Origin of the sequence: Segatella hominis (assembly GCF_019249725.2) — a bacterium.
In the GTDB taxonomy this organism is placed as follows: domain Bacteria; phylum Bacteroidota; class Bacteroidia; order Bacteroidales; family Bacteroidaceae; genus Prevotella.
In genome coordinates this window covers 284,812-300,683 of record NZ_CP137559.1, presented here as the reverse complement: position 1 = coordinate 300,683, position 15,872 = coordinate 284,812, and the positions used below count along the sequence as shown (strand labels likewise).

13 protein-coding genes and 3 tRNA genes are annotated in these 15,872 nt (G+C 42.4%); 14 read left to right on the top strand and 2 right to left on the bottom strand.

The genetic code is table 11. The features are described from left to right. Positions 1-18: 18 nt before the first annotated feature. Positions 19-91, top strand: a tRNA-Phe gene (locus tag KUA50_RS01310). A 157-nt stretch (positions 92-248) separates the two neighbouring features. Beyond that, positions 249-1,652 (top strand): glycoside hydrolase family 28 protein, encoded by a 1,404-nt coding sequence (locus KUA50_RS01305; protein WP_218456761.1) that lies wholly within the window; start codon positions 249-251, stop codon positions 1,650-1,652. A 186-nt stretch (positions 1,653-1,838) separates the two neighbouring features. On the opposite strand, the gene tsaA is transcribed toward KUA50_RS01305, so the two are convergent. After that, the gene (tsaA, locus tag KUA50_RS01300; RefSeq protein ID WP_218456762.1) at positions 1,839-2,516 is read right to left on the bottom strand and encodes a tRNA (N6-threonylcarbamoyladenosine(37)-N6)-methyltransferase TrmO; all 678 of its coding nucleotides are present in this window, start codon (positions 2,514-2,516) and stop codon (positions 1,839-1,841) included. A gap of 250 nt (positions 2,517-2,766) precedes the next feature. Between tsaA and KUA50_RS01295 the strand changes: the two genes are divergently transcribed. The 4 genes from KUA50_RS01295 to KUA50_RS01280 all read left to right on the top strand — a co-directional run bounded on the left by KUA50_RS01295 (position 2,767) and on the right by KUA50_RS01280 (position 5,598). After that, on the top strand, positions 2,767-3,630 hold the full coding sequence (locus KUA50_RS01295; protein WP_218456763.1) for an FAD-dependent thymidylate synthase: 864 nt from the start codon (positions 2,767-2,769) through the stop codon (positions 3,628-3,630). 312 nt (positions 3,631-3,942) lie between these two features. Then, a tRNA-Ser gene (locus tag KUA50_RS01290) sits at positions 3,943-4,027 on the top strand. 84 nt (positions 4,028-4,111) lie between these two features. Continuing rightward, positions 4,112-5,050, top strand: coding sequence for a bifunctional hydroxymethylpyrimidine kinase/phosphomethylpyrimidine kinase (gene thiD, locus KUA50_RS01285; RefSeq protein ID WP_218456764.1), 939 nt, complete (start codon positions 4,112-4,114; stop codon positions 5,048-5,050). Next, complete coding sequence (locus tag KUA50_RS01280) at positions 5,047-5,598, top strand: thiamine phosphate synthase (protein ID WP_218456765.1); 552 nt, start codon at positions 5,047-5,049, stop codon at positions 5,596-5,598. Before thiD ends, KUA50_RS01280 begins: the two co-directional genes overlap by 4 nt. Positions 5,599-5,700: 102 nt before the next feature. On the opposite strand, the gene KUA50_RS01275 is transcribed toward KUA50_RS01280, so the two are convergent. Continuing rightward, entirely contained in the window at positions 5,701-7,977 is a 2,277-nt protein-coding gene (locus KUA50_RS01275) for a right-handed parallel beta-helix repeat-containing protein (RefSeq protein ID WP_218456766.1), read from the bottom strand. Between the two features lie 225 nt (positions 7,978-8,202). Between KUA50_RS01275 and KUA50_RS01270 the strand changes: the two genes are divergently transcribed. The 8 genes from KUA50_RS01270 to KUA50_RS01235 all read left to right on the top strand — a co-directional run bounded on the left by KUA50_RS01270 (position 8,203) and on the right by KUA50_RS01235 (position 15,788). Next, positions 8,203-10,782: an endonuclease MutS2 gene (locus tag KUA50_RS01270; protein WP_218456767.1), complete on the top strand. Its 2,580-nt coding sequence runs from the start codon at positions 8,203-8,205 to the stop codon at positions 10,780-10,782. 235 nt (positions 10,783-11,017) lie between these two features. Continuing rightward, positions 11,018-11,091, top strand: a tRNA-Thr gene (locus KUA50_RS01265). A gap of 294 nt (positions 11,092-11,385) precedes the next feature. Further along, positions 11,386-11,919 carry a DUF4199 domain-containing protein gene (locus KUA50_RS01260; protein ID WP_218456768.1) on the top strand — a complete coding sequence of 178 codons (534 nt, stop codon included), beginning with the start codon at positions 11,386-11,388 and terminating at the stop codon, positions 11,917-11,919. Between the two features lie 21 nt (positions 11,920-11,940). Then, positions 11,941-12,912: a glycosyltransferase gene (locus tag KUA50_RS01255; protein ID WP_022111427.1), complete on the top strand. Its 972-nt coding sequence runs from the start codon at positions 11,941-11,943 to the stop codon at positions 12,910-12,912. Next, positions 12,900-13,382, top strand: a complete 483-nt coding sequence (locus KUA50_RS01250; RefSeq protein ID WP_022111428.1) for a DUF6452 family protein — start codon at positions 12,900-12,902, stop codon at positions 13,380-13,382. The genes KUA50_RS01255 and KUA50_RS01250 overlap by 13 nt, the downstream gene beginning before the upstream one ends. After that, on the top strand, positions 13,336-14,028 hold the full coding sequence (locus KUA50_RS01245; protein WP_218456791.1) for a DUF6048 family protein: 693 nt from the start codon (positions 13,336-13,338) through the stop codon (positions 14,026-14,028). Before KUA50_RS01250 ends, KUA50_RS01245 begins: the two co-directional genes overlap by 47 nt. A 25-nt stretch (positions 14,029-14,053) precedes the next feature. Next, positions 14,054-15,070, top strand: a complete 1,017-nt coding sequence (locus KUA50_RS01240; protein ID WP_218456769.1) for an FAD:protein FMN transferase — start codon at positions 14,054-14,056, stop codon at positions 15,068-15,070. Positions 15,071-15,113: 43 nt separating this feature from the next. Continuing rightward, on the top strand, positions 15,114-15,788 hold the full coding sequence (locus KUA50_RS01235) for a Crp/Fnr family transcriptional regulator (protein WP_022111431.1): 675 nt from the start codon (positions 15,114-15,116) through the stop codon (positions 15,786-15,788). Positions 15,789-15,872: the final 84 nt, after the last annotated feature.

The window sequence follows — 15,872 nt, the reverse complement described above, 5'->3', positions numbered from 1 at the left end:
GCAACCGCAAAAGAAAATGGTGCCATAGCTCAGTTGGTAGAGCAAAGGACTGAAAATCCTTGTGTCCCCGGTTCGATTCCTGGTGGTACCACTCCTCCTTTCATTAGGGCGGTTTCCGACTTCGGTTGGAGCCGCCTTTTTCGGTATTTATAACCCAAGGAAACAGTTGTTACGAAACAATTACAAACAATTGCAATCATAAACTATTATAATTTAAAACAAATAACAAAAAGCAGACTTAAAGACTTATGAAGAAAATTCTTATTTCTTTAATGGCACTGTTCGCGATAGCGAATTCGTTTGCCGCTGATTACAGCAAGTATTACACCAACTTGCCAGTTCAAATGTCACAGCCTACCCTTCCTACCTTCCCGGACAATCAGGTCAGCATCCTGGAATGCGGCGGTAAAGGAGACGCACTGACAATGAACACCCAGGCATTCGTCAAAGCCATCAGTAAACTAAACAAGATGGGCGGAGGTCATCTGAATGTTCCTGCGGGTGTTTACCTCACCGGATTGATTTCTCTGAAAGACAATATCGACCTGCATCTCGAGAAGAATGCCATTATTGTTTTCTCTGAAGACAAGAACGACCTCATCAAAACAGACGAGACAACAGGTAAGAAAGAAGAGAGAGCCTCAACAGCCATCTCTGCCAGCAAGCGCAAGAACATTGCCATTACTGGTGAAGGTACCATCGACGGAAATGGCGAATGGTGGAGACCGGTCAAGAGAAGCAAGGTAAGCGACGTGGAATGGAAAAGATTCCAGGAAATGGGCGGTACTCTCAATGAGAAGGGCGACATCTGGTTTCCACTCAACCTGAAGCAGACTCCGAATGTAGTAGATAATATCGATGCACAGGAGAAGGTGCGCAACCACATGATCCGTTTCACCGACTGTGAGAACGTGCTCGTTCAAGGTATTACGCTTCTGAACTCACCTCGTTTCCACCTCATCCCCACCCGTTGCAAGAATGTAGTTATTGACGGAATTACCGTAAAATGTCCTTGGAACGCACAGAACGGAGATGCCATCGATATTTCAAGTTGCAAAGATGTACTGATTGTCAACAACGTGATTGATGCTGGCGATGACGGTATCTGCATGAAGGGCGGTGCTGGTGCAGCTGGCGTGAAAGCAGGTCCATGCGAGAATATCAACATCCAGGACAATACCGTATATCACGCTCATGGCGGTTTTGTAATCGGTAGCGAATTCTCTGGAGGTATGAAAAACATTGTTGTAAGAAACAATACCTTCCAGGGCACAGATGCCGGATTGCGATTCAAGAGTGCTGTAAAAAGAGGCGGTAAGAGCGAGAATATTTATATCGACCATATCTACATGACCGATATTACAGGCGATGCTATCACTTTCGAGACTACCTATTTTGACAACCACGTAGGTGCCAAGCAGCAGGCAGTCCCTGTAAAACAGGAATTCTTGCCAGATTTCCAGGACATTCATATCAGCAACGTCTATGTACGTGGCTGCAAGAATGGAATCGTGGCGCATGGCGCAGAAGGTATGATACACGATATCACCATCAAGGACAGCAACATCTTCTACAACAAGAATGCAAAGGATATAGATGCAGCCTGCAAGATTACCTTGGAGAATGTAAACTTTTCCACTTTTGCAAAATAAAAAAAAGGAAAGACGGATATCTGCAGTTTGTCTGATCTGCCAGACAAGCAGTTAAAATTATATCATAAGACAAAATCAAAAACTCTCCTGATGTCAGTTGTGCTGACTCAGGAGAGTTTTTGATGTTCTGCCGAGGGAAAAATTATTGCGTGGGCAAGGAAGAATTTTTCCCTGCCCAGGGAATTTTCAAAGTACCTCTAAGGTTTGATGGGAAACCCGGAAGTGAATATCCAAGCCCTCGTAGGGCATTCCATAAACCTTGTCAGGATTTTTTTGATAATGCGGACGAGGATCCTGCGCCAACACTTCTTTTAAAATCGAAATCTTGGCATCTGTTAATCCCTGCTTATTCAGTTTGTCTTTCACCTCATCGCTGACCAGCACCTCAAGTCTGTCCCATTTTCTTTCATCCACAAAACCGCTGCGGGCATCAGGATGACAGTCAGCATAGACTACGTAGGGTTTGATATCATATATCGGTGTTCCGTCCATCAGGTCAGCCCCTTTCACATGAATCACCGGTCCCCGATTTGTCTCCCATTCTATCCGGTCTATACGCACAGAAGACAAGCCGATATGGTTGGGTCTGAAAGGACTCCGGGTAGCAAACACCCCTACTTTCTCATTTCCTCCCAGCACTGGGGGTCTTACAACGGGACTATTAGCTTTATGCTTATTGGCAGAAAATTCCCAAATCAACCAAAGATAGTCAAAGCCCTCCATACCACGAAGTGCATCAGGATTTCGGAATTCGGGTTCAAAAACAATCCGTCCCTCCAGTTCTTCTACCAGACCAGCCTGTTTTGGAATACCGAACTTACTGGAAAAGGGCGAACGAAAATGTGCAATTGGTTTTATTTCCATGATGATATCTAATTCATTCAATCAACAAGTCCCCCATTTCAACTTCTATACCCCTATTCATAACAAAATTACACCTTATTATATATATAGGGCAGAACGAAGGACATTCATGATTGCAAAGATACTACCTTTTTTGCAAGAAAAGCAAAAGTAAAGAAAGAAAAAACAGTTAATGGCAAAATATAAGGGAATAATTTTGTAATTACCCCAAAATAATGTACCTTTGCAGCAGAAATAAAAACAGAAAACAATGAAGATACAGAAACCTCAATATGAGATTTGGATGCAAAATCCAGGAGAGCTTGGTATCTATCAGCAGATAGAGCGAGCAGGTAGAGTATGCTACAAGAGTGAAAACAACACCACAGAAGACTCAGCCAAGCCTTTCGTAGGTCGCATGATAGAGCATGAACATTATGCCATGCTGGAACACGGCACCGTATATATGACCTGCAACCACGGGGAACTCCCACTCTATGCAAACAACAAGTTCTCTCATGTGAATACGATAGACGGCAAGGACTACATCACAACCAATCTCCGTGTGATGGCAGAGAACAAAACACTGGAAGATCTGAAGTATCGTACAGATTTCGAAAAGGGCAAGCATGAACTCCGCATCACCGTACACTTTACAACCCAGATTGCCATTACCCGTGAATACAATCGTCATCGCGCCAACTCCATGGCAGAACAGAGTACACGCTACTGCAATTATACGAAGAATAAGTTTGGTAGCGAAATCAGTATCAACCTTCCAACTTGGGTAAAGGGTGATTTAGAAATCAATGATGAGAAATTCGTAGAACTCTGTGAAGACGTAGCAAATGAAGAGACCAACGACTGGACTCCAATAGATGCCTGGCTCTTTGCCAATCAAGCAGCAGAATTTGCCTACATGAAATTGATTGCTATGGGATGCAAGCCACAGGAAGCACGCGTCATTCTTCCATTGGATACAAATACAGAACTGGTGCACACCGCATTCGTAAGCGACTGGAAGCATTTCTTCGACCTTCGTGCGTTAGGCACAACAGGAGCACCTCATCCTGATGCTAAGATTTTGGCTGAACCTCTATATGAAGAGTTCAAAGAAAGAGGTTATATTGATTAAAAAAGGTAAAAATCAGCGCAAAAGATAAGATTTTCCATTTTTCGTACATGAAATAACGGAAAATTCAGTATCTTTGCGATGTGTTTTTCATAGTATTAGATTTAAGGTTATCAAGGTTGGGGCTACAGCGGTAGCCCTTTTTTGTTGCTTTTTTCTCTAAAAAGTAGAAGAAAAACAGTGTAAAATCAAGAAATCTGCATTTTTTTTGAGATTTTTGAAAAAAAGTTCGCAAAAAATTTGGTAGAACCAGAAAATAGTCGTACCTTTGCAACCGCTTAAGAAAACCAAGCTATAGTCATCCAGACTAAATTTGGAGAGATGGTAGAGTGGTCGATTACAACGGTCTTGAAAACCGTCGTACCGAGAGGTACCGGGGGTTCGAATCCCTCTCTCTCCGCAAAGCCTTCTGAAAGAAATTTCAGAAGGCTTTTTTCATTATTGCCCGATAGATCGTTTAAAACATTTTTAAGACGAAAAGAATATGAAGAGATATTATACAGCATTAACTATAGCAGGCTCTGACAGTTGTGGTGGAGCAGGCATTCAGGCTGACATAAAAACGATGTCTGCCCTAGGCGTATATGCTTCCTCTGCGATTTCTGCCATCACGGTGCAGAATACCACCGGCGTGTTTGGAATCCAAAAAGTTGAACCGGAAATTGTAAGCGGACAAATCGAAGCTGTCATGGATGATATTCACCCTCAAGCCATCAAGATAGGAATGGTTAACGACGGCGAAACCATACATACGATAGCAGAAACGCTCAAAAAATACTTAACTGCAGCGCCAGATAAGCAACAGGCGTCTGCCCCTACCCGTTCCTTCCAACTAATCATCGACCCGGTGATGGTTTCTACAAGCGGTTGTCAACTCATGCAGAAAGATGCGCTGGAAATATTCATCAAAGAACTCCTGCCACTTGCCACCCTGCTCACTCCGAATATTCCGGAAGCAGAAATTCTAGCAGGTAGAAAAATCCAGAATGTTGATGATATCAGGAAAGCTGCCTCATCCATTATCCGATTGGGGTGCAACAACGTTCTCATCAAAGGCGGTCACTTTGAAAGAACAGAAAAGACGGATTATCTTTTCGAGAAGAAACAGCATCAAAAAGCCAACAAACAGGAACATGCAGGCGATATCAGAGAAACAGCTGTCTATAAAGGTGCAACGGTAAATACATGCAATACGCACGGAACAGGTTGCACGCTCTCTTCTGCCATTACCTCTTATCTTGCTCGCGGATACAATATGGAAGAAGCCATCTCTTCTGCCAAGGCTTATCTTTCGGATGCCATCGAAGCCGGAAAAGATGTCAAGATTGGTGAAGGACATGGACCAGTCAATCACTTCCATGCACCTCAAAAGCTGTACATCGTAACAGATGAATCCATCATATCTGACAAGACTGGAAAATGAAAAGAGTAGTAATCACATTGCCCCACTTCATTGAAGATGAGGCAACCTATATCAACCAGTTGTTTGAATCGGGTATTGACCTGCTCCATTTCAGGAAACCCGAGTCATCCCAAGATGATTGCGAAAAGTTGTTGAAGACCATACCAGAGAAATGGTATTCACGGATTGTGATACACGATCATTTTGAGCTCTGTACGAAATACCATCTACACGGTATTCATCTCAATCGCAGGAACCATCAAATTCCAGCCAACTTCACAGGAAGCATCTCCCGTTCATGCCATTCTCTGGATGAAGTCAGAGAAGCCTTAGCGTTCCATTATGATTACGTATTCCTCAGTCCTATCTACGACAGCATATCCAAGCAAGGTTACTGTCATGCTTTCACATCAGAGCAACTGACAGAAGCAGCAAAAGAAGGAATCATCAACGAACGGGTCTTTGCACTTGGCGGAATAACAGAAGCCAATATTCCACAATTAAAAGCATGGCACTTTGGTGGGGCTGCCATGCTTGGAAATGTCTGGAATCAACTGGTCAAACAATAGTATGTGGAAAGAAACACACCCAAGCATACGATATAGAAAAAACGATGTTTGTCTTGTCTGGCCAAACATCGTTTTTATTTTTTTCCTTACGATGAAATCAGTTTATTTTCTCAGGAATTTCTGAGCTACCTGACTTCCATCCTTACCAAGGATTCTAACCACATAAACACCCTTAGAAAGACTGGCCATATTCACAAACTGGGAATCAGAGCTTTCTGCGACCTTCTGACCACCCATTCCATATACTTGAAGAGAAGCAATTTCACCATAGACAATCAGACCATTGGTAGTCTGATACATCTGATAAGACTTCTGTGTCTTGGTTTCTGATACGATATCCTGAATGCCATTAACCACGTTACCATTCTCATCAACTTCCTGATAAACACCAAGAGTCAAATCAGTAAGATACATATCACCTCCACCATTGTTAGTTAAAGTCACAACAATCGGCTTTTTCTCTATCTTTTTACCAATCTTAGCAGCCACATCTACGAAAGCAACACCTTCGCTTAAAGAAACAGACGCGGTGCCTGAATTGGAGTTATCCACATAATGCCAGGCAATATTCAGAGTACGACCTCCAGTACAATAAACATTAGACTGCAACTGCGCAAGCGATTCGAGCGTAAATTCCACACAGGTTCCTTTTGGCAAACGATAAGCACCATAAGTTGCAGAATATTTCTTACCCCGTGCAGTATTTTCATCCACATAAGTTACGGAAGACTTACCATCGCTTGATTTTCCGTAATATTTAGGAAGTACACCTGCCGCATTGCCACCAGTAATATATTTCTTCACATTGCTATCCAAAACATCATCCTGGAAAAGGTAATTATTAACCACAGTAGCAATCTGATAATATTTACCATCATCAGTATTATCAACCTCGGCATCCTCAACAGTTCCATCGTTCACAGGCATCTGCAACGTATAGGCATTGTCATTACCTCCAAACTCATAAGGACCATAATCAGGAGCCTTGCCCACGTATGGAATATTGAGTGTGACAGACCAGTTTTGAGGAGCATTGTCGGCATATTCATAAGCAGTCTTGTGAGCATCTACAGTCTTGAAATCCGTAATAGGAGTGGCTGTATCTATCAGTTTACTGCCAGCTTTCAATCTACCAAACTTCAAAGGAAGTTCACCATTCTCCTGACGGTCTCCTATAGCCGTTTCATAACTGAGATCCTCATATTCAGAAGCATAATTACCAATCGTCTTAGAATAAGAAGTTCCGTTACTACTTGCTTTCTCACCCATCGGATTGGTATGATCGAGTGTAGTCCAAGTACAATAATCAATATCAGGAGCAATGGTAAAGGCCGAATTACGCTCCATCTTCTTCGAACCATAAGCGAAGCCCACACAGTTGCGAAGTACCCAATTGCCATAATCCGGTTTCTCCATATTATAACCATAATTGATACCATTACCAAAAGAAAGATCATTGATCAAGTAAGCCCCCTCACGATGATGATTCTGATCGAATCCTTTCTTGGCATTGAAAGCCGCAATACAGTTCTTAAACACATGAGCACCTGTTGAGGTTCCACCTTGTTTGCAACCGCCCATCTTAAATCCATTGGCATTGCCCTTGTCAAGACCATTGTTAAGTACCCAACAGTTATCTACAACAATAGGGAAAACGGTGTAATACAAATCCCATCCGTCATCAGAATTATGCCAAGCACGACAACCATGGAACTCATTGCCAGGTCCAGGATACAATTTGATAGCAAATCCATCTGCATTTCCACCATGGGTCCAAGGATCGGTATTATCGTATGCATCACAATTCACTATGATGTTATAGCGTCCATATTTAAACTCAGTATTACGGGTGTTGTTTCCCTTGGAATCTTTACCAAATCCCTGTTGCAGACCCGTATCTTCATTGCCGTAGAAGCGACAGAGTTCTACCACACAGTAAGAGCCCTCCAATTTCATACCATTATCAGCAGCATGGCAAAAATCCAATCCACGATAATGCCAGTAGTTAGCGCCGATGTTATGCATCACTCCACGATAAGAAGCAGCTTCTGTAGATGTAGAGCGAGGTTGACCGGAGAAATCAAAAACAGGGCGTTCTGTATCACCAGGATAAGCGAAAACACAGATTCGCTTGTCAGCCGTACCCGTCTGATTTACCTTGATAGTTTGGGAGAGATGATAAGTTCCTCCTCTTACATAAAGAATATCACCTGCCTTTAGGGCGGCAAAAGCCTTAATCGGATCACCGAATGGTTTGTCAATTGTCATACCATTACCTGTTCCACCTGGTGCCAAATAATAATCTTTGGCAGATGCTTCCAAAGAAGCAAGAAGACATAATCCCATGAGAGATGTCTTCATCAAAAATTTTGTTTTCATTTTTGTTTGAGTAGTTATTATTTAAGTTCGATTTACTTTTATGCATTGTCAGTGGTCACAAAGATATAATAATTTGGTGAATTATATTAAAAAGTAGGTATTTTTTAAGTTTTAATAAACATTGCGGAGTAAATATCCAATCAACCAAACAGAAAAATAATGCTAATTTTCTTCGCTAAATCAGAATTTTGCAGTAACTTTGCACAAAAATTTTCGAAACAAGAAATGATTTATCCAGATAATTTTGAACAAAAGATAGGATTTAATGAAATCCGAACCATGTTGCGCGAACGCTGTCTTTCCTCCCTCGGCAAGGAACAGGTGGAGAAAATGGGATTCAGCGACCATGCAGAAACGGTAAACGAATGGCTCATGCAAGTGCGTGAGTTCAGACAACTCATCTCTGAAGTAGAGGACTTTCCGCTACAATATTTCTATGATGTGAGAGAGAGCATCGTACGTATCCGCATAGAAAACACCCATCTGGAGGAAAATGAACTTTTCGATCTTCGCCGTTCACTTTCAACCATTGAAAGCATCGTGAAGATTCTCAACCACAGCGATGAAGACGACAGTCATGCTGAAGAAAACGACGGTTGGCGCAGGGAGAAGAAATATACATATCCTGCCTTGCACCGCTTGGCAAAAGACGTGATAACATTTCCTCAGATTATTCAGCGCATCGATCAGATATTGGATAAATACGGAAAGATACGTGACAATGCTACACCGGAATTGCTGCAGATCAGAAGAGAACTTGCAAAGACCGAAGGAAGCATTTCGCGTACCTTATATAGTATATTACGTTCTGCACAAAGCGAAGGCGTGGTTGAAAAGGATGTAACTCCTACGCTTCGTGACGGCAGACTGGTGATTCCGGTGATACCTACGCTGAAAAAGAAAATCAAAGGTATCGTACATGACGAGAGTGCCACCGGTAAGACCGTATTCATTGAACCGACTGAAGTGGTGGAAGCCAACAACCGCGTGCGCGAACTGGAAGGTGAAGAGCGCAAGGAAATTATCCGCATCCTCACAAGCTTTACCAATAAGGTACGCCCATACGTACGCGAGATGATGGACAGCTATCGTTTTTTAGCTAAAATAGACCTGATACAGGCAAAGGCTAAAATAGCAGAAATCTTCAAGGCAATAGAACCGGAAGTTGAAGACCACCCACATATTGACTGGATACGGGCCATTCACCCACTCCTCCAAATCTCTCTGGAGAAGAAAGGCGAAAAGGTAGTGCCACTCGATATTATCTTAACACAAGAAAAAAGGATACTGATCATATCCGGTCCTAATGCCGGTGGTAAATCCGTCTGTCTGAAAACCGTAGGATTGCTACAATATATGTTGCAGTGTGGTCTGAGCATACCGGTAAGCGAACGCTCTAAGACGGGCGTATTCCAGAACATCATGATTGATATCGGTGATGAACAGAGTCTGGAGAACGATCTCAGTACCTACTCTTCCCACCTCCTCAACATGAAAAATATGATGAAGGCTGCCAACAACAGTACCTTCATATTGATAGATGAGTTCGGTACAGGTACAGAACCTGGCATTGGCGGTGCCATAGCAGAAGCGGTGCTCGACAAATTCTGCAAGCAACAAGCCTATGGTGTCATAACAACCCACTACCAGAATCTGAAACATTTTGCAGACAGTCATGAAGGAGTAGCCAATGGAGCCATGCTCTACGACCGACATGAGATGAAAGCATTATTCCAATTGGCTATCGGTCGTCCCGGTTCTTCCTTCGCCATTGAGATTGCCCGCAAGATCGGTTTACCAGAGGAGGTCATCAAAGAAGCCAGCGACATTGTAGGTTCTGAATATATCCAGAGTGACAAGTATCTGCAGGATATCGTAAGAGACAAGCGCTATTGGGAAAACAAGCGACAGAGCATACACCAGCGCGAAAAGGATATGGAGAAAACCATCTCCAAATACGAGAGCGATATAGAGGAAATAGAAAAAAGTCGCAAGCAAATTCTCGCCAAGGCCAAGCAGCAGGCAGAAGAACTTCTCAAGGAAAGTAATAAGAAGATAGAGAATGCCATCCGAGAAATTCGCGAGAACCAGGCTGAGAAAGAAGAAACCAAGCGCATTCGTCAAGAACTGGATGCATTCAAACAGGAAATGCAGGAGATTGACACAAAGGACAATGATGACAAGATTGCCCGCAAGATAGCGCAGATACAGCAACGAAAAGAACGCCACGCCAAACGAAAGGCTGAAAAGGCACAGAATCAGGAGAAAGCTGCTGCCGCCCTACGCAATGCGCAGAATAAGTCACAGACCGAAAGCAACAAGGAGTTGAAAGAAGGTGACACCGTGCGCATCAAGGGACTCACTACCGTGGGCAAGATTGAAAGCATTGCCGGCGACATGGCCACCGCTGTCTTTGGAGGCATGAAAACAAAAATGCGCCTCAGCAGACTGGAACATGCCACTGCTTCTACAGAAAAGGATAAGACAGAAGAAAGAAAAGAGAATTTAGCTTCATACGGCATTAGCAAGGAGACACGCAAGACGATTGATGCCCACAAGAGTAATTTCCATCAAGATCTTGATGTAAGAGGTATGCGTGGAGACGAAGCACTCAATGCGGTTCAGCACTTTATAGACGATGCCATACTGGTGGGAATGCCTCGCGTAAGAATCCTGCATGGAAAAGGAAACGGTATTCTGCGCCAACTCATCAGACAGTATGTGAGCAGTATCCCAAATGTGGTACATTACGCTGACGAACATGTGCAATTTGGTGGAGCAGGCATTACTGTCGTCGATTTCTAAAGCGATTTTGAGCCTGCTTTTCTAAATAAACGTTAAAGACCGAAACTTTTCTCTGGAAAGTTTTGGTCAATACAAAATAAAGTCGTACCTTTGCACCCGCTTAAAAGCAATAAGCATTTTAAAGCACATTGAGACGGACAAGTCTCATACGACCAGCTCCCTCGGAATCCCCCAGGATGGGAACATAGCAAGGGTACTTGGTTGTAGCGGTGCGATATGAATCGCTTGTCCACCCGCCTCTTTAGCTCAGTTGGCCAGAGCACGTGATTTGTAATCTCGGGGTCGTTGGTTCGAATCCGACAAGAGGCTCAAAAAGGAACTTCCATGAAGGAAGTTCTTTTTTTGTTTTTATAGACTTTTATATTCAGACTGATACCATTTATTATATACAGACAGCCTCCTTTATTATATATAAACAGATTCCTTCTCTCTCCTATTTCCGGGCAACTTTTTGACAAACAATACAAAATATATATAAAAATAAAGGGAATATTGTCGGTATGTGCAGAAAATTACGTAATTTTGCAAGATAGTATAAGAAATATAGCAAGAATTATTTCATAAACATATCATTATAAAAATAGCTAAAGGAAAATAATCAAAATGATAGATGTAGTAAAGATTACACAAACAAAAGCTTTTGCCAGACAGGACGGAGCCATTTTGGGCGCTGTTTGGATAGCCAGTTTTGCATCCACCATGTGGTCGGTAACGCCAGGCTATGCTTTGCTTAGTTTATTGGCCAACATCTTGGCTATCAGCACTCCATTTGTGGTAGCAAAAAGACTGAAGGCATTCAGAGACGATGCATTGGATGGAACCATTTCTTTCCGAAGAGGTTTATTTTATTGCGCACAAACATTCTTCAATGCAACCTTACTCCTGACCATAGTTCAATTTCTATGGTTTAAATTCCTTGACACAGGTGTTTTCATGAGCTATATCATAGACAATTACACCCTGATGCTGAAAACATACAATTTTCCAGCCAACGAGATAAAGACACTCATAGAAGCCATCAGTATGATGAAACCTATATCCTGGGCTGCAGCATTCATGATTACAGATATATTTGCTGCCATTATCCTGAGTCCAGCGATTGCAGCACTCATGAGTAGAAAACAAAAGAAAGAATAAATTATAAACCAAGAATAAAAAATGGACATAACAGTTGTTGTACCTCTATTTAATGAGGAAGAATCTTTGCCAGAACTTTATGCGTGGATAGAACGCGTAATGAAAGCCAACGACTTTAGCTTTGAGGTCATATTCGTTAACGATGGTTCTACCGACCATTCCTGGGAGGTCATCGAAGAACTTGCAGAAAAGTCAGCAAACGTAAAGGGCATCAAATTCCGCCGTAACTATGGAAAAAGTCCTGCCCTATTCTGCGGATTCAAGGAAGCTCAAGGCGATGTTGTTATTACAATGGATGCAGACTTACAGGATTCTCCGGATGAGATTCCTGCACTTTATCATATGATTACCAAAGAGGGGTACGATCTGGTTTCCGGATACAAGCAGAACCGCAAACAGGGAGATCCACTTTCCAAGACCATCCCAACAAAGCTCTTCAATGCCACAGCACGCAAAGTGAGTGGCATCCACAACCTGCATGATTTCAACTGCGGACTGAAAGCTTACCGTAAAGATGTCATCAAAAACATAGAAGTTTACGGAGAAATGCACAGATATATCCCATATCTGGCAAAGAATGCAGGTTTTGACAAAATCGGAGAAAAACCAGTACACCACCAGGCACGTAAATTTGGCACCTCCAAATTCATGGGCTGGAATCGCTTTGTCAATGGTTATCTGGACCTAATGACACTTTGGTTCCTGAGCAACTTCGGAAAGAAGCCTATGCACGTATTCGGTTTCTTGGGTAGTGTGGTATTCTTCATAGCCTTCCTTTCCCTCATAGGATTGGGAGTTGATAAGTTGATAGAACTCCACCAAGGTGTATATGGGCACCTCATCACAGATTCCCCATATTTCTTCATTGCCCTGACAGCCATGTTGTTAGGAAGCCAACTATTCCTTGCAGGCTTTTTAGGCGACCTTATCAGCCGCCAGAATCCAAATCGTAATGATTATCAAATAGAAAAAGAGATAAGATGCGGAAAATAATTCCTACCATCCTGTTCGCCATCATAACGATGGTGAGTTGTTCCACGCTCGACTGTCCCCTCAACAATACGGTATATACCAAATACAAACTGGACGGAAACGTAACACAACTCACAGGTTCATACATAACCATCTCGACAAACAAAAGAGATGGAGAAGACAGCATTCTCATCAATAAGGATGAGAATGTAGATAGCTTTATGCTACCGATGAGTTATACAAATGCAGCAGACACACTCTATTTCGAGATTCAAGATGTCCAAGAGCGTGTATTCAATGATACCCTCATCGTAGCAAAAGACAATCATCCACATTTCGAATCTATCGATTGCAGTCCGTCCTACTTCCATACGATTACGGGAGTTACGACGACTCACCACTTGATAGATTCTGTAGTCATCAACCATAAAGACGTAAATTTTGATGCAACGAAATCTCATTTCCTCATATATTTCGGCACTCGCGATTAGCATTCTATTACTTTTCGCAAGCGTCCCAACCTTTGCACAGTCAAAAGTAAAGAAAGTGATCGCTCAGGCTGACACCATACCTCTATTAAGAGGCGTGGCTATAAGTGTTGATGCTTTTGGAGCAGGACAGATGCTGCTTGGCGACTACGGTCAGTATGAAGCAGCCTTGCGCATCAACCTAAAAGACAAGTACTTCCCTGTCGTTGAATTAGGTTTAGGAAAAGCAGACGCCAAGGACGAAGGAACCAATCTGCACTATAAGACAAGTGCACCCTATGCCCGTATCGGTATGGATTGGAACCTGATGAAGAACAAGCATGACATCTACCGTCTCTATGGTGGTCTGAGATATGCTTTCACTTCCTACAAATATGACTTGACTGGTCCGGAGATGACAGATCCCATCTGGGGCACCACCTCTCCATACGAAGCAAAAGATGTATCCTGCAACTATCACTGGATGGAAATACTTTTTGGGGTAGATGCCAAGATTTGGGGACCCATCAGAATGGGTTGGAGTGTAAGATACAGACGCCGTATCGCCCACAACAATGGAGAACTGGGAAATACATGGTATGTTCCAGGATTTGGAAAACAGGGAAATTCCCGTTTCGGAGGCACATTCAACATCGCATACGAGTTTTAAAAAATCTCTAACAAATTCATAAAATATGAACAAGAAGAAATTGATATGGCAACTTCCTTTTCTGGCAATACTGGTTATCGGTACCATCTTTATCATACGCCAGCAACATGTCACCCCTTATCAGCATGACGAGGGTTTCGTTTTCGGAACCATATACCATATAACTTATCAGAGTGACGAAAACTACCAGAAAGAAATTGAGGCCGAACTACAGAAAGTAGATCAATCGCTTTCACCATTTAACAAAGGGTCTATCATTTCTAAAATCAATCGTAACGAGAACATAAAGGTTGACAAAATGTTCAAGGAGGTTTTCCAACTAGCAGAAAATATATCCAAAGAAACCAATGGCGCCTTTGACATTACCGTAGCACCTATGGTCAACACTTGGGGATTCGGATTCAAGCAGGGAAAGGCGCCAAGCAAGGAGACTATAGATAGCCTCAAAGCCATCGTGGGATTTCATAAGGTGAGTCTGGAAAATGACTATATCAAGAAACAGAATCCCAATACAATGTTAGACTGTTCAGCCATCGCAAAAGGATACGGAAGTGATGTCGTAGCCCGCTTACTGAAGAAAAAAGGTGTTGAAAACTTTATGGTTGAAATCGGAGGCGAAGTAGTAACCTGCGGCAATAGTGAAAAAAGAGTACCTTGGCGCATTGGAGTGAATAAGCCTACGGATGATTCACTCAATACTAATACAGAACTCCAGACGGTACTCAACGTCACGGACAAAGCTATGGCAACGAGTGGAAATTATCGTAATTTCTATTACAAAAACGGCAAGAAATATGCACATACCATTGACCCCAAAACCGGTTATCCCGTGCAGCATAATATACTCTCTGCCACAGTAATTGCCAACAATTGCGCAACAGCAGATGCATTTGCCACCTCCTTCATGGTACTTGGCATGGATGGAACAAAGAAAATTCTCGAAAAGCACCCCGAACTACTCGCATACCTGATTTATTCAGATGCCCAAGGTAAAAACAGGGTATGGTATTCTCCATCTATAAAAAAGATTTTAGCAGAATAGTCAGAAATCTCCGTCTAAGAAAGTTTGAGAGAAACAAAACGCTATGGCAGAAAACAGATTATACGACATATTACTCTCCCTTCCCCTCTTCCTCGGCATGAGTCGCAACGACTTGCACGAGGCAGCAGGAAAGACACGCTTTGACTTTCTAAAAGTATCAGAGGGAGAAGCCATCGTGAAAGACGGTGAACGGTGCCTCTCTCTCTTCTTTCTACTCACAGGAGAAATCAAGGTCATGACAGATGCAGATGACCATGGCTACAATATCGAAGAAGACATATCTGCTCCTGAAATTTTCCAACCAGAGAGAATCTTCGGACTCAACCAAAGATTTACCCACACGTATATTGCAAAAACCGATTGCAGTATCATGCGACTCGAAAAGCAGGAGGTATTGAAACTCTCCGAATTGTTTGAGATTTTCCGTATCAACTTACTTAACTTTATTTCTGCGCAGACTCAAAAAATGAGCAGAAGAGCCCTGCGTGTACCACCAAGGAATATAGAAGAACTCATTATCCGCTTTTTTGAAGCTCGTTGCGTTCGTCCAGGTGGAGAGAAAACATTCCGTATCAAAATGACCAGAATGGCAAAGGAACTCAACGATAGCAGACTTGACATTTCCAAAGCTCTAAATAATTTGGAAGCACAGGGATTATTACGCTTACAAAGAGAAAGAATTTTTATCCCTGCCCTTGAGAAACTGTTAAGTAGATAAGAAATATATATGAATTATCAAACAAGAGTGTAATATTAGTTAAATTCTCTCTCACAGATATGAGAATCACATCTTTTTTTACTA

Bases quoted from the DNA above. Each gene is read 5' to 3' on its own strand.
- KUA50_RS01305 (WP_218456761.1), top strand. From the start codon at position 249: ATGAAGAAAATTCTTATTTCTTTAATGGCACTGTTCGCGATAGCGAAT.
- tsaA (WP_218456762.1), bottom strand. From the start codon at position 2,516: ATGGAAATAAAACCAATTGCACATTTTCGTTCGCCCTTTTCCAGTAAG.
- KUA50_RS01295 (WP_218456763.1), top strand. From the start codon at position 2,767: ATGAAGATACAGAAACCTCAATATGAGATTTGGATGCAAAATCCAGGA.
- thiD (WP_218456764.1), top strand. From the start codon at position 4,112: ATGAAGAGATATTATACAGCATTAACTATAGCAGGCTCTGACAGTTGT.
- KUA50_RS01280 (WP_218456765.1), top strand. From the start codon at position 5,047: ATGAAAAGAGTAGTAATCACATTGCCCCACTTCATTGAAGATGAGGCA.
- KUA50_RS01275 (WP_218456766.1), bottom strand. From the start codon at position 7,977: ATGAAAACAAAATTTTTGATGAAGACATCTCTCATGGGATTATGTCTT.
- KUA50_RS01270 (WP_218456767.1), top strand. From the start codon at position 8,203: ATGATTTATCCAGATAATTTTGAACAAAAGATAGGATTTAATGAAATC.
- KUA50_RS01260 (WP_218456768.1), top strand. From the start codon at position 11,386: ATGATAGATGTAGTAAAGATTACACAAACAAAAGCTTTTGCCAGACAG.
- KUA50_RS01255 (WP_022111427.1), top strand. From the start codon at position 11,941: ATGGACATAACAGTTGTTGTACCTCTATTTAATGAGGAAGAATCTTTG.
- KUA50_RS01250 (WP_022111428.1), top strand. From the start codon at position 12,900: ATGCGGAAAATAATTCCTACCATCCTGTTCGCCATCATAACGATGGTG.
- KUA50_RS01245 (WP_218456791.1), top strand. From the start codon at position 13,336: ATGCAACGAAATCTCATTTCCTCATATATTTCGGCACTCGCGATTAGC.
- KUA50_RS01240 (WP_218456769.1), top strand. From the start codon at position 14,054: ATGAACAAGAAGAAATTGATATGGCAACTTCCTTTTCTGGCAATACTG.
- KUA50_RS01235 (WP_022111431.1), top strand. From the start codon at position 15,114: ATGGCAGAAAACAGATTATACGACATATTACTCTCCCTTCCCCTCTTC.